The organism is Roseateles sp. P1_C6, assembly GCF_056406315.1.
Genome location: NZ_JBFUAK010000001.1, coordinates 449,189 through 462,455, shown reverse-complemented (window position 1 = coordinate 462,455; position 13,267 = coordinate 449,189). Strand labels below are relative to the sequence as shown.

Sequence of the window (13,267 nt, the reverse complement as noted above, 5' to 3'; positions counted from 1 at the left end):
AGGGGAATCCGGGCCTTTTGTTGCCATGATCGCGGCCATGTTCACCGGCCCCGCCCGCCATCTCCACCGCCGCTACGCCCTCTTTGCGCTGAGCTTCATCGCCTTGGTGGTGGCCCTGGGCCTGGGCGAGCAGCGTGGCTTGCCCAAGGTCTGGATCGGCTACACCTTCCTGGGCGCGACGGTGGCGGTCTATGCCGTCATCGGCATCCTGTGCCGCACGACGGACCCGGCTGAATACTTCGTTGCCGGCCGCCGCGTGCCGCCGCTGTACAACGGCATGGCCGCGGGCGCGGACTGGATGAGCGCGGCCAGCTTCATCGGCCTGGCCGGCACGCTGTACGCGAGCGGCTACGCGGGCCTGGCCTATGTGCTGGGCTGGACGGGCGGCTTCGTGCTGGTGGCGCTGTGCATCGCGCCTTATCTGCGCCGCTTCGGCCAGTACACGCTGGCCGACTTTCTCGCCGAGCGCTTTGACAGCCGCGCGCTGCGGCTGGTGGGCGCAGGCGCTGCCATCCTGGTGTCCTTCGTCTACCTGGTCGCGCAGATCTACGGCGTGGGCCTGATCACGACGCGCCTGACCGGCCTGGGCTTCGAGGTCGGTGTCTTCGTGGGCCTGGGCGGCGTGCTGGTCTGTTCCTTCCTGGGTGGCATGCGCGCGGTCACGTGGACGCAGGTGGCGCAGTACCTCATCATGATCCTGGCCTACCTGGTGCCGGTCATCTGGCTCAGCGTCAAGCAGACCGGCTGGCCGCTGCCGCAGCTCGTTTACGGGCAGCAGCTGCACCAGCTGGCCGAGCGCGAGCGCGAGCTGATCCGTGACCCGGCCGAGCTGCAGGTGCGTGCCATCCACCAGCAGCGGGCCGACGCCGCCGCCACGCGCCTGGCCGATGTGCCCGCCGCGCTGGCCGACGAGCAGGCGAGGGCGGCCGCCAGCGTGGCGGCACTGAAGGCCAAGGACGCGCCGCTCGCGCAGATCCAGGCCGCCGAGAAGCAGCGGGCCGCGCTGCCACGCACGCCGGCCGAGGCCGAGGAGCGCTGGCGGCGCGAGCAGGTCGGCGAGGCGCGGCTGGCCCAGCCGCTGTCCGGCCTGGTGCCGCACACGCAGCCCTTTGCCGGCAACCCCGATGGCAGCCCAGCCGAGCGCGAGCAGGCCAGCGAGGCGCGCCGCAACTTCATCGCGCTGGCGCTGTGCCTGATGGTGGGCACGGCCGGCCTGCCGCACCTGCTGACGCGCTACTACACGACGACGTCCGTTGCCACGGCGCGCGAGTCCGTGGCCTGGTCGCTGGTCTTCATCTGCCTGCTCTACCTGACCGCGCCGGCGCTGGCCGTCATGGTCAAGACGGAGGTCTTCAACGACCTCGTCGGCAGCCCCTTCGACCAGTTGCCGGCCTGGATACGCCAGTGGCAGCGCGTCGACCCGGGGCTGCTGTCGGCGGTGGACCTGAACGGCGACGGCCGGCTGCAACTGGGCGAGTTGCGCCTGCACCCCGACCTCGTCATGCTGGTCATGCCCGAGCTGGGTGGGCTGCCCTACGTCATCTCGGGCATGGTGGCGGCCGGCGGCCTGGCGGCGGCGTTGTCGACGGCCGACGGACTGTTGCTGGCCATCTCCAGCGCGCTGTCGCACGACCTGTATTACAAGGCCATCAACCCCGAGGCTTCGCGCACGCGCCGCGTCACGCTGTCCAAGGCGCTGCTGCTGGCGGCGGCGCTGGCGGCGGCGGCGGTGGCGTCCAGCCGGCCGGCGGACATCCTGGCCGTTGTCACGGCGGCCTTCTCCATCGCCGGCTCAACCTTCTTCCCCGCGTTGATCGCCGGCGTGTTCTGGCGCCGCGCCAACCGTACCGGCGCGCTGGCCGGCATGCTGGCCGGGCTCGCCGTCTGCCTGGGCTACCTGTTCATGGCTCACCCCAGCCTGCGAGCGCTGATCGGCCTGCCCGGGCCGGTGAGCCTGATCTGGGGCATACAGCCGGCGTCGGCCGGCCTGTTCGGCGTGCCGGCGGGGGCGCTGGTGCTCGCGCTGGTCAGCCTGCTGACGCGCCCGCCGGGCGAGCGTGAGCAGGCGTTCGTCGCCATGCTGCGGGCCCGCCCGGCGCCCTGATCCGCTGCGGATTTGGTCATTTCGGCCGTCCGGGCTAGAATCGCGGGTTCCCCCTTGCCGGGCCACGAGTAGACGCCGTGGCGCGGCTTCCTCAGCTGGGCAGTTCATATCGACAGCGCCCGGCTGGAATCCACAAGGAGTACCTATGCGTCACTACGAAATCGTTCTGCTGATCCATCCGGATCAAAGCGAACAGGTTCCGGCCATGCTGGAGCGTTACAAAGGCCTGATCACCGCCGGTGGCGGTGTCGTGCACCGGGTCGAAGACTGGGGCCGCCGTCAACTGGCGTACCAGATCCAGAAGCTCGGCAAGGCTCACTACCTGTGCCTGAACATCGAAGCCACCAAGGAAATCCTGGGTGAACTCGAGACCGGCTTCCGCTTCAACGACGCCGTGCTGCGCCACCTCACCGTGGTCCAGGACAAGGCCATCACGACCCCTTCGGTCATGATGAAGGCCGTCGAGCGCGAAGAAGCCCGCAAGGCGCCGCAGCAGCAAGAAGCTGCCTGAGCCCAGGCCATCGCTAAAGAACCAGGTTTTTCGAGCAGCGTGCCTCCGGCGTGAATCAACTTCACCTGAAGGCGCAGATCCAGCAACTCGGACAAGTTCGCTACACACCCGCCGGGCTGATGGCCCTGGACGCCAGCCTCAAGGCCGAGTCCGAAGTCATCGAAGCCGGCAAGCCGCGCAAGGTCTCCCTGGAGATCAAGGCGGTCGCAGTGGGCGAGTTGGCCAAGGAGTTGCAGGCTCTGGGGGTCGGTGGCCATGCGGTGTTCCGCGGCTTTCTGACCCACCAGCGCAACGGCCGGGGCTTCATCGCCCATGTGACCGTGATCGAACCCGCTGCTCCCTGAACCCGGAAGTTTTGAATCCGGATAGATTTAACAGAGGTCCTCTATGCCCCCGCCACGTGGTAAAGGTCGCTTCTCCAAAGACAAGAAGCCCAAGCGCAACCAACAATCGTTGCTGTTCCGTCGTAAGCGTTTCTGCCGCTTCACCGTCGCCGGTGTCGAAAAGATCGACTACAAGGACATCGACACACTGCGCGATTTCATCTCCGAAAACGGCAAGATCACGCCCGCTCGCCTGACCGGCACGCGCGCTTTCTTCCAGCGTCAGCTGACGGTGTCCATCAAGCGCGCGCGCTTCCTGGCCTTCCTGCCGTACAGCGACCAGCACAAGGTCTAAGGAGCTGACGACATGCAAGTGATCCTGCTCGAAAAAGTGGCCAACCTCGGCAACCTCGGCGACGTCGTCAAGGTCAAAGACGGTTATGCCCGCAACTTCCTGATCCCGACCAAGCAGGCGCGCCGCGCCACCGAAGTCGCGATCAAGGAATTCGAAGCCCGCCGTGCCGAGCTCGAAAAGGCCGCCGCCGCCAAGCTGGCCGAAGCCCAGAAGCTGGGTGAAGCCATCGCCGGCAAGACGGTGCGCATCGCTCAGAAGGCTGGCGTTGACGGTCGCCTGTTCGGCTCCGTCACCAATGCCGACGTGGCCGACGCGCTGACCAAGTCCGGTTCGCCCATCGCCAAGTCGCAGGTGCGCCTGCCCAACGGTCCGCTGAAGACCGTCGGCGAGTTCCCCGTCAATGTGGCTGCCCACACCGACGTGGTTGTTGAAATCACCGTTCAGGTGGTTGCCGAAGTCGAGTAATCTCGCTTCCTCAGACGTTGCGGTGCTTGTCGCCGCAGCATCAAACGAAGGCCGAGGCCCCGAGGGTTTCGGCCTTCGGTTTTTCTGGGGCGAGTTTTCCCGCTCGGCCCACCGGATGTTCCCAGTTCGTTCACAGCTTTATCCACAGGCATGTCCGCGATCTTTCCCGCTTCCTCTTCCGCCGCGCCGCATGACGACGAGGTCGCCCGTCTGCGCGTGCCGCCGCACTCGGTCGAGGCCGAGCAGAGCGTGCTCGGTGGCCTGCTGATCGACAACTCGGCCTGGGACAAGGCGGCCGACCTGCTGACCGACAGCGACTTCTACCGCTTCGAGCACAAGCACGTGTACGCGGCCGTCGGCAAGCTCATCAATGCCGGCAAGCCGGCCGACGTGGTCACCGTCTTCGACGAGCTGACGTCGGTGGGCCGCGCTGAAGAGTGCGGCGGCCTGGCGTACCTGAATGCGCTCGCGCAGAGCGTGCCCAGCGCCGCCAACCTGCGCCGTTATGCCGAGATCGTTCGCGAGCGCGCCATCCTGCGCAAGCTGGTGGCCACATCGGACGAGATCGCCACCGCCGCGATGAACCCGCAGGGCCGCGCGGTCACGCAGATCCTGGATGAGGCCGAGGGCAAGATCTTCCGCATCGGCGAGGAAGGCTCGCGCAGCCGCCAGGGCTTTCAGAGCATGGACCAGCTGGTCGTCGCGCTGATCGACCGCGTCAACGAACTGGCCGAGAGCGGCGCGCAGGACGTGACCGGTGTGCGCACCGGTTTCTACGACCTGGACCGCCAGACCGCCGGTCTGCAAGGCGGCGACCTCATCGTGCTGGCCGCTCGCCCATCCATGGGCAAGACCGCGTTTGCGGTCAACATCGCCGAGAACGTGGCCATCAACGAAGGCCTGCCGGTCGTCATCTACTCGATGGAAATGGGCGCGGCCCAGTTGGCGCTGCGGATGGTGGGCTCCATCGGCCGCATCGACCAGAGCCACCTGCGCACCGGCCAGTTGAAGGACGACGAGTGGGGACGGCTGTCCGAGGCCGTCGACAAGCTCGGCAAGGCCGCCATCTACATCGACGAGAGCCCGGGCCTGTCGCCCAGCGAGGTGCGCGCCCGTGCGCGGCGCCAGGCGCGCATCAGCGGCCAGCTGGGGCTGATCGTCATCGACTACCTGCAGCTGATGAGCGGCAATGGTGGCGGCAGCGAGGAGAACCGCGCCACGGTGCTGGGCGAGATCTCGCGCGGCCTGAAGGCGCTGGCCAAGGAATTGCGCTGCCCCGTCATCGCGTTGTCGCAGCTGAACCGTTCGGTGGAGCAGCGGCCCGACAAGCGGCCCATGATGTCCGACCTGCGTGAGTCCGGCGCCATCGAGCAGGACGCGGACATCATCATGTTCATCTACCGCGACGAGTACTACACAAAGGAAGAGTGCAAGGAGCCCGGCGTCGCCGAGATCATCATTGCGAAACAGCGTAATGGCCCGGTGGGCACGGTGAAGCTGATGTTCCAGCGCATGCACACGAAGTTTGAGAATCTCGCCCCCGGGTACGTGGGCGTGGAGCGGGACGAATACTGACCGTCCGCTGCTGCCTTCAAAGAGGGGCCACTGATGCGACGAGCGCGTCAGTGGCCCTTGTCACATCGGGCGTCCCGAAAGGGGACGGCGCGATTCCCAGGAAACCCGGCGCTCGGCCGGGTCTGACGCGTCGCCGCCCTCCCGCAGTGACGGGAAGGCGGCAATGACCGCGTTCAACGCACCTTGCCGGACTTCCATGCGTTCAGCAGCGTGTCGTAGGCGATCGTTTCGCCCTTGGGCTTCTCATTGGCGAGCTTCTTCCAAGGGGCCCCCTTGTCGGACAGCCATTTGTTCGGGTCCTCCTTCTTATTGAGCTTCGGGGCGCAGCGGGCCATGCCTGCACGCTCCAAGCGGCTCATCACCTGGTCCATCTCCTCTGCCAGGTTGTCCATGGCGGCTTGCGGCGTCTTCTCACCCGTCACGGCGACGGCCACGTTCTTCCACCAGAGCTGTGCGAGCTTCGGGTAGTCCGGCACGTTGGTGCCGGTCGGTGTCCACGCGACGCGTGCGGGGCTGCGATAGAACTCGACCAGTCCGCCCAGCTTCGGTGCCAGCTCGGTCATGGCGCTGCTTCGGATATCGGACTCACGGATGGGGGTCAGGCCCACGATCGTCTTCTTGAGTGAAACGCTCTTGGCGGTCACGAACTGTGCGTACAGCCAGGCGGCGGCCGTCTTGTTGGCGTCGTGCGCTTCGAAGAAGGTCCAGGAGCCCACGTCCTGGTAGCCGTTTTGCATGCCCTGCTTCCAGTACGGCCCATTCGGGCCAGGGGCCATGCGCCATTTGGGCGTGCCGTCCGCGTTGACCACCGGCAAGCCGGGCTTGGTCATGTCGGCAGTGAAGGCGGTGTACCAGAAGATCTGCTGGGCGATCTGGCCTTGGGCGGGCACGGGCCCGGCCTCGCCGAAGGTCATGCCGGTGGCTTCCTTCGGGGCGTACTTCTTCATCCAGTCGACGTACTTGGTCAGTGCGTAGACAGCGGCCGGCGAATTGGTCGCCCCGCCACGCGACACGCTGGCGCCGAGCGGCGTGCAGCCGTCCGCCGACGCGCGGATGCCCCATTCGTCCACCGGCTTGCCGTTCGGAATGCCGATGTCGGCCGTGCCCGCCATGGACAGCCAGGCGTCGGTAAAGCGCCAGCCGAGCGAGGGGTCCTTCTTGCCGTAGTCCATGTGGCCGTAGATGGGCTTGCCATCGATGGTCTTCACGTCATTGGAGAAGAAGTCGGCGATGTCTTCGTAGGCGCTCCAGTTGAGCGGAACACCCAGCTCGTAACCATACTTGGCCTTGAACTTTTCCTTCAGGTCCGGCCGGGCAAACAGGTCGGCACGGAACCAGTACAGGTTGGCGAACTGCTGGTCGGGAAGCTGGTAGAGCTTCTTGTCAGGGCCCGTGGTGAAGCTGGTGCCGATGAAGTCGTTGAGGTCCAGACCGGGGTTGGTCCACTCCTTGCCCTTGCCGGCCATGTAGTCCGTCAAGTTCATGATCTTGCCGTATCGGTAGTGGGTGCCGATCAGGTCGGAGTCGGAAATCCAGCCGTCGTAGATCGACTTGCCCGACTGCATGGACGTCTGCAGCTTCTCGACGACGTCGCCCTCCTGGATCAGGTCATGCTTGACCTTGATGCCCGTGATCTCCTCGAAGGCCTTGGCGAGCGTCTTGGATTCGTACTCGTGCGTGGTGATCGTCTCCGACACCACGGAAATCTCCTTCACACCTTTCGCCTGCAGCTTCTTGGCGGCCTCAATGAACCACTTCAGCTCGGCCGCCTGCTGCTGCTTGCTCAGCGTGGACGGCTGGAACTCGGTGTCGATCCACTTCTTGGCTTCGGCCTCACCGGCCCATGCGCTCTGTCCCACGGCCAGAGCAGCAGCGGCCAAGGCCACGGCGTTCAAGCGCAATTTCATGTTCTGTCTCCTGATATTGCTTCCCGTTGCTTGCACTGGCGCGCCGGTTGGGAAGGGATGGCCGGCTGCCTTCTAGAAGAACCGCGTGGCTTCAGCCCTTGCGCATGATCAGCGCGAGCAGCGCCATGGACATCACGAAGCTGATCCAGATGGAGGGCTCGTTCTCAAGGCCGAACCATGTGACCATCTTTTCACTCAGGGCCACGAAGGCCAGATTGACGTAGGCCGCTGCCAGCAGACCGATGAAAAGGCGGTCGCCGCGCGTCGTGTCCAACGGCAGCCAGCCACGTCGGCTGGTGGTGGGCGACTTCAACTCCCAGACCGTCATGCCGATCAGCATCACAACGATGCTGCAGAAGAACACCGCCACCGGCAGCGTCCATGCCATCCACTCAAACATGTTTGTCTCCTTTTGCTTGATGGCGGAGCGCTAGACGCGACCCATCGCGAAACCCTTCGCGATGTAGTGCCTCACGAACCAGATGACGATCGCGCCAGGCACGATGGTCAGCACACCCGCCGCGGCAAGGACGCCCCAGTCCATGCCCGACGCACTGACCGTGCGCGTCATCGTCGCGACGATGGGCTTGGCGTTCACGCTCGTGAGCGTGCGCGCCATCAGCAGTTCGACCCAGCTGAACATGAAGCAGAAGAACGCCGCCACGCCCACGCCGGCCTTGATGAGCGGGACGAAGATCGTCAGGAAGAAGCGGGGGAAGGAGTAGCCATCGATATACGCCGTCTCGTCGATTTCGCGCGGGATGCCGCTCATGAAACCTTCCAGGATCCAGACCGCCAGCGGCACGTTGAACAGCAAGTGCGCCAACGCCACGGCGATGTGGGTGTCCATCAGACCCAGCGTCGTGTAGAGCTGGAAGAAGGGCAGGAGGAAAACTGCCGGCGGCGTCATCCGGTTGGTCAACAGCCAGAAGAAGACGTGCTTGTCACCGAGGAAGCTGTAGCGGCTGAACGCATAGGCAGCCGGCAGGGCCACCAGCAGCGAGATCACCGTGTTGATGGCCACGTAGATCAACGAGTTGATGTAGCCGGAATACCAGCTCTCGTCGGTGAAGATGGTCTTGTAATGTTCCCAAGTGAAGTGCTGCGGGAACATGCTGAACGTCGACAGGATCTCGGTGTTCGTCTTGAACGACATGTTGACCATCCAGTACACCGGCAGGATGGCGAACAGCATGTAGACGAACAGGAAGATCGAGCGCTTCTTGAAGCGGCGCTCATCCATGGGATGCTCCTTCAGAGCTGGTGGTGCCGACGCGCTGCATCCAGTTGTAGAGGATGAAGCAGAGCAGCAGGATGATGAGGAAGTAGATCAACGAGAAGGCCGCTGCCGGGCCCAGGTCGAACTGGCCCACGGCCTTCTGTGTCAGGTATTGCGACAGGAACGTCGTGGCGTTGCCTGGGCCGCCGCCGGTCAGCACGAAGGGCTCGGTGTAGATCATGAAGCTGTCCATGAAGCGCAGCAGCACGGCGATCATCAGCACGCCACGCAGCTTGGGCAGCTGGATGAAGCGGAAGACCGAGAGCTTGCTGGCGCCGTCAATGCGCGCGGCTTGGTAGTACGCGTCGGGGATGGCGCGCAGGCCGGCGAAGCAGAGCAGGGCGACGAGCGGCGTCCAGTGCCACACGTCCATCACCAGCACCGTCAACCAGGCGTCGGTCGCATTCCCCGTGTAGCTGTAGTCGATGCCGAGCTTGGCCAGCGCTGCGCCCATCAGGCCGATGTCGGTGCGGCCGTAGATCTGCCAGATGGTGCCGACCACGTTCCACGGAATGAGCAGCGAGATGGCCACCAGCACCAGCACCGCGGAAGACTTCCAGCCCTGAGCGGGCATCGACAGCGCGAGGCAGATGCCCAATGGAATCTCCACGAGCAGTACTGAAAAGGAGAACCCCACCTGGCGCAGCAGCGCGCTCTGCAGATCCTCATCGCGCAGCACGGCCTTGAACCACTCGGTGCCGACGAACACGCGGCGCTCGGGCGAGATGATGTCCTGCACCGAATAGTTGACGACCGTCATCAACGGCAGGATGGCCGAAAACGCCACGCAGAGGATCACCGGCAGGATCAGGAACCAGGCTTTCTGATTGACCGGCTTCATGCCATCAACTCCTCGTTCTTGTAGTAGCAGGTGTGGCTGCCCTTCACGTTGAACCACGCGGTCTCGCCGACGGCCGCCGGCGTGATGTCGGGGCTGAGGCGTGCACGTATCAGGCTGTCGCCGGACCTGGCGGTGACCAGCCAGTAGGTGCCGACGTCCTGGCGCTGGGTGACGACGGTCTGCAGTGCGCCGGCGGCATGTGGCTCGGCCAGCGTCACGTACTCGGGCCGCACACCGAGCTTCGTCGCGCCGACGGGTGCGCCGGGCAGGACGTCTGCAGGCAGGAAGTTCATGCCGGGCGAGCCGATGAAATGCCCCACGAACGTGTGCTGAGGGCGTTCGAAGAGTTGGCCCGCCGAGCCGATCTGCACCGCGCGGCCACGCGTCATCACCACCACCTCTTCGGCAAAGGTCAGGGCTTCGACCTGATCGTGCGTCACGTAGATCAGTGTGAGCTTGAGCTCGTGATGGATCTGCTTGAGCTTGCGGCGCAGCTGCCACTTGAGGTGCGGGTCGATCACCGTGAGGGGCTCGTCGAAGAGCACGGCGCTCACGTCCTCGCGCACCAGGCCGCGTCCCAGCGAGATCTTCTGCTTCGCATCGGCCGCGAGGCCGGCGGCGCGGCTGTCCAGTTGACCGCTCATCTCCAGCATCTCGGCGATCACGCCGACGCGCTGCTTGATCTTCTCTCGCGGGACGCCGCGGTTCTTCAAGGGGAAGGCCAGGTTCTCGGCCACCGTCATCGTGTCGTAGATGACGGGGAACTGGAACACCTGGGCGATGTTGCGCTGCTGCGGCGTCTGCCGGGTCACATGCCTGCCGTCAAACTGCACCGTGCCGTGCGACGGCGTGACCAGGCCGGAAATGATGTTGAGCAGCGTGGTCTTGCCGCAGCCCGACGGACCGAGCAGCGCATACGCGCCGCCATCCCTGAAGACTATCTTCAGCGGCAGCAGCGCGTAGTCTTCATCCTTCTGTGGGTTGGCACGGTAGGCGTGAGCCAGGTCGAGTTCGATGCGGGCCATCAGGACACCTCCTTGCTGGGCGCGACCAGCAGAGTGCCGTCGGCGTCGAACACGTACACCTGGGCGGGATTCAGATAGAGCGTGAGGCTCGCGCCCAGCTCGAAGAAGTGCACACCGGTCAACTGCGCCACGAGCTCCCCCACGGGTGTGTCCACGTGCACGAAGGTGTCGGAGCCCGAGATTTCCGCCAACTCCACCTTGCCGGGGAGGGCGACGTCGCCAGGGCGGCTTTGCTGGCGCAAGGCGCTTGCGCGAACGCCGATGGTGAGCGCAGCACTCCGCGTGGCGGGCAGGGGTACCGTGATCTGCACACCCGCCGGAAGGCTGACTCCCAACGTCGCGGCATTGCCGGCGATGAGGTTCATCGGCGGGTCACTGAAGGCACGTGCGACGCGGATCGACTGAGGCCTGTGGAACACCTCGGCCGTGGGACCGTACTGAAGCACCTCGCCGGCGTCCATCACGGCGGTGTAGCCGCCGAGGAGCAACGCCTCGGTGGGCTCGGTGGTGGCGTAGACGACGGTGGAGTCACCGACGGCGAAAAGTTGCGTCAGCTCGTCGCGCAGCTCTTCGCGCAGCTTGTAGTCCAGGTTGACGAGAGGCTCGTCGAGCAACATCAAGGGCGCGGCCTTGGCAAGCGCGCGGGCCAGCGCGACACGCTGTTGCTGGCCACCTGAAAGCTCCGCCGGCAGGCGGGTGAGGAACTGCTCGATGTGCAGCTTGGCGGCCAGCTCCTGCACACGGCCGGCGATGTTCTTCTCGCGGCGCAGCTTCAGCGGCGACGCAATGTTGTCGTACACGCTCATCGACGGGTAGTTGATGAACTGCTGGTACACCATGGCGACGTTGCGCTCGCGCACGAGCATGCCGGTCACGTCCTTGCGGTCCACGTAGACCTGCCCGTGCGAGGGCGTATCCAAGCCCGCCATCAGCCGCATCAGCGTCGTCTTGCCCGCCTGTGTGGCGCCCAGCAGAACGGTGACGGCGCCCGGCACAAGCTTCAGGTTCAGCGGGTAGAGGTGGGTCTGCGGCCCCACCACTTTGTCGACCCGCTCCAGCGTTAACTCCATGTCGTCGTCCTCACGTCGTCTCCGATGTTTGTCGTTTGAGTTGTCGTCTCACTTGGCCAGCGCGCCGCCCACCAGCGGGCGACGTCCTGGCGTTGCGCCTCGGTCAGGTGCAGCCCGAGCTTGGTGCGGCGCCACAGCACATCGTCGGCCGTGCGCGCCCATTCGTGGTCATGCAGGTAGACGAGTTCGCTCTCCTGCAGGCCTGGTGCGATCGCCTCACCCAGCCCTGCTTGGCCAAGAACCTTGTCGATGCGAGCGCCATAGCAGCGAGCCAGCCGATGCCGGAGTGTGGCCGGCAGTTCCGGGTAGCGCTCCCCTAGCTTCGCTTCGAAGCGGGCGAAGTCATCGTCCGGTCGCGTGGCCGCGCCGATCCAGGCGCTCAGGTCGCCACCGGGCAGATAGGTGCCTGCCGTCCAGGCTGCGCTCTTCACGCCCAGGCGTTTGCACAGCCCGTCTGCAGCGTCCTCCGCCAGCTTGCGAAAGGTCGTGATCTTGCCGCCCCACACGGTCAGCAATGGCGCGCTGTCGGTGTCGAGCTCGAGCAGGTAGTCACGCGTCACGGCCGACGGGTCCTCGGCGTCATCCTCGATCAGCGGGCGCACGCCGGAGTAGCTCCACACCACGTCGCTCGGCACCACCGGCTTGACCATGTAGCGGCTCGCCTGTTCGCAGAGGTAGCGGATCTCGCTGTCATCGATCGTCGCCTGGCCGACAGCGCCCTTGTGCTCGACGTCGGTGGTGCCGATCAGCGTGTAGTCGCGCTCGTAGGGAATGATGAAGATGACGCGCTTGTCGGCGCCTTGCAGCGCGTAGGCGTGATCGTGGTCGAAGAGTTTCGGCACCACGATGTGGCTGCCCTTGACCAGACGCAACGGTTTGATCTTCGAGGCGTGCACGTGGTCCTTCAGAAACTGTGCAGCCCACGGCCCCGCGGCGTTGACGAGGGCCCGTGCACGCACGAGCCGCGATTCGCCCGCGCCGCTCTGGAGTCTGATCTGCCAACGGCTGCCGTCACGCTGCGCATCCATGCATCGCCAGCCAGTCATCACCTTGGCCCCCCGTTCGGCGGCGTCCAGGGCGTTGAGCACCACGAGCCGCGCGTCGTCCGTCCATCCGTCGGAGTACAGGAAGGCGCGCGAGTAGCGGGGGTTCAGCGGTGCGCCCAACGCGTGTCCATGCAGGCGGATGGTGCGTGAGCCGGGCAGGAACTCGCGTCGCGCGAGGTGGTCGTAAAGGAACAGGCCGATTCGCATCATCCAGACAGGACGCATGCTGGGGTCGTGGGGCACCACCAGTCGCAGTGGCCACATGATGTGCGGCGCACTGCGCAGCAGCACTTCGCGCTCGGCCAGCGCCTTTCGCACCAGCAGGAAGTCGTAGTACTCCAGGTAGCGGATGCCGCCGTGGACCATCTTGGTCGATGCTGACGACGTATGGGCTGCCAGGTCGTCCTTCTCGCAGAGCACCACGGACACGCCGCGCCCCGCCAGGTCGCGCGCAATGCCCACGCCATTGATGCCGCCACCCACGACGAGCACGTCGCACTCTTGCACTGCATGCGGATCCACGGAAGACGCGGCTGTGGGCGCCGCACCGGCTGGGGAGTCGTTCAAGCTGTCTCCGATCTGTGTTGCTTGCCACACGCGCCAAGCGCACCGACGAGGGCAGGGCGGCGATCTTCAACAAAGCGCACTTCGGAAAGTTCGCTTTTGTTCGTATTGGTTCGTAGCTTTTCTTTTTATCGCACAAACGAACATCGCACAAGAGCGAATCCACCGCTGCGGAACATCGGAGCGGCCCATTACGCTGGCC

Annotated in this window: 13 protein-coding genes; 6 read left to right on the top strand and 7 right to left on the bottom strand. The window is 65.3% G+C overall.

Annotation, left to right across the window (positions count from 1 at the left end):
- Positions 1 to 37: 37 nt before the first annotated feature.
- From AC1D29_RS01855 to dnaB, 6 genes are all read left to right on the top strand, one after another.
- Entirely contained in the window at positions 38 to 2,104 is a 2,067-nt protein-coding gene (locus tag AC1D29_RS01855) for a sodium:solute symporter family protein (protein ID WP_477894187.1), read from the top strand.
- A 145-nt stretch (positions 2,105 to 2,249) separates the two neighbouring features.
- Positions 2,250 to 2,615 carry a 30S ribosomal protein S6 gene (gene rpsF, locus AC1D29_RS01850; RefSeq protein ID WP_477894185.1) on the top strand — a complete coding sequence of 122 codons (366 nt, stop codon included), beginning with the start codon at positions 2,250 to 2,252 and terminating at the stop codon, positions 2,613 to 2,615.
- Between the two features lie 50 nt (positions 2,616 to 2,665).
- A complete protein-coding gene (priB, locus tag AC1D29_RS01845) occupies positions 2,666 to 2,959 on the top strand; it encodes a primosomal replication protein N (RefSeq protein WP_477894183.1) in 294 nt (97 codons plus the stop codon).
- 43 nt (positions 2,960 to 3,002) lie between these two features.
- Entirely contained in the window at positions 3,003 to 3,293 is a 291-nt protein-coding gene (gene rpsR / locus AC1D29_RS01840) for a 30S ribosomal protein S18 (RefSeq protein WP_056873839.1), read from the top strand.
- Positions 3,294 to 3,305: 12 nt separating this feature from the next.
- Entirely contained in the window at positions 3,306 to 3,758 is a 453-nt protein-coding gene (rplI, locus tag AC1D29_RS01835; RefSeq protein ID WP_477894180.1) for a 50S ribosomal protein L9, read from the top strand.
- A 150-nt stretch (positions 3,759 to 3,908) separates the two neighbouring features.
- Positions 3,909 to 5,333, top strand: a complete 1,425-nt coding sequence (dnaB, locus tag AC1D29_RS01830) for a replicative DNA helicase (RefSeq protein WP_477894178.1) — start codon at positions 3,909 to 3,911, stop codon at positions 5,331 to 5,333.
- 173 nt (positions 5,334 to 5,506) lie between these two features.
- Here the strand turns inward: dnaB and AC1D29_RS01825 are convergent, their stop codons facing one another.
- From AC1D29_RS01825 to glpD, 7 genes are all read right to left on the bottom strand, one after another.
- Positions 5,507 to 7,240, bottom strand: a complete 1,734-nt coding sequence (locus AC1D29_RS01825) for an extracellular solute-binding protein (RefSeq protein ID WP_477894176.1) — start codon at positions 7,238 to 7,240, stop codon at positions 5,507 to 5,509.
- Between the two features lie 91 nt (positions 7,241 to 7,331).
- Positions 7,332 to 7,640, bottom strand: a complete 309-nt coding sequence (locus AC1D29_RS01820) for a DUF2160 domain-containing protein (protein ID WP_477894174.1) — start codon at positions 7,638 to 7,640, stop codon at positions 7,332 to 7,334.
- 30 nt (positions 7,641 to 7,670) lie between these two features.
- Positions 7,671 to 8,483, bottom strand: a complete 813-nt coding sequence (locus AC1D29_RS01815; protein ID WP_477894172.1) for a carbohydrate ABC transporter permease — start codon at positions 8,481 to 8,483, stop codon at positions 7,671 to 7,673.
- On the bottom strand, positions 8,476 to 9,360 hold the full coding sequence (locus AC1D29_RS01810; RefSeq protein ID WP_477894170.1) for a carbohydrate ABC transporter permease: 885 nt from the start codon (positions 9,358 to 9,360) through the stop codon (positions 8,476 to 8,478). The genes AC1D29_RS01815 and AC1D29_RS01810 overlap by 8 nt, the downstream gene beginning before the upstream one ends.
- Positions 9,357 to 10,385, bottom strand: a complete 1,029-nt coding sequence (locus tag AC1D29_RS01805; RefSeq protein WP_477894168.1) for an ABC transporter ATP-binding protein — start codon at positions 10,383 to 10,385, stop codon at positions 9,357 to 9,359. Before AC1D29_RS01805 ends, AC1D29_RS01810 begins: the two co-directional genes overlap by 4 nt.
- The gene (locus AC1D29_RS01800; RefSeq protein ID WP_477894166.1) at positions 10,385 to 11,455 is read right to left on the bottom strand and encodes an ABC transporter ATP-binding protein; all 1,071 of its coding nucleotides are present in this window, start codon (positions 11,453 to 11,455) and stop codon (positions 10,385 to 10,387) included. Before AC1D29_RS01800 ends, AC1D29_RS01805 begins: the two co-directional genes overlap by 1 nt.
- Positions 11,446 to 13,068, bottom strand: a complete 1,623-nt coding sequence (gene glpD, locus AC1D29_RS01795) for a glycerol-3-phosphate dehydrogenase (protein WP_477894164.1) — start codon at positions 13,066 to 13,068, stop codon at positions 11,446 to 11,448. Before glpD ends, AC1D29_RS01800 begins: the two co-directional genes overlap by 10 nt.
- Between the last annotated feature and the right edge of the window lie 199 nt (positions 13,069 to 13,267).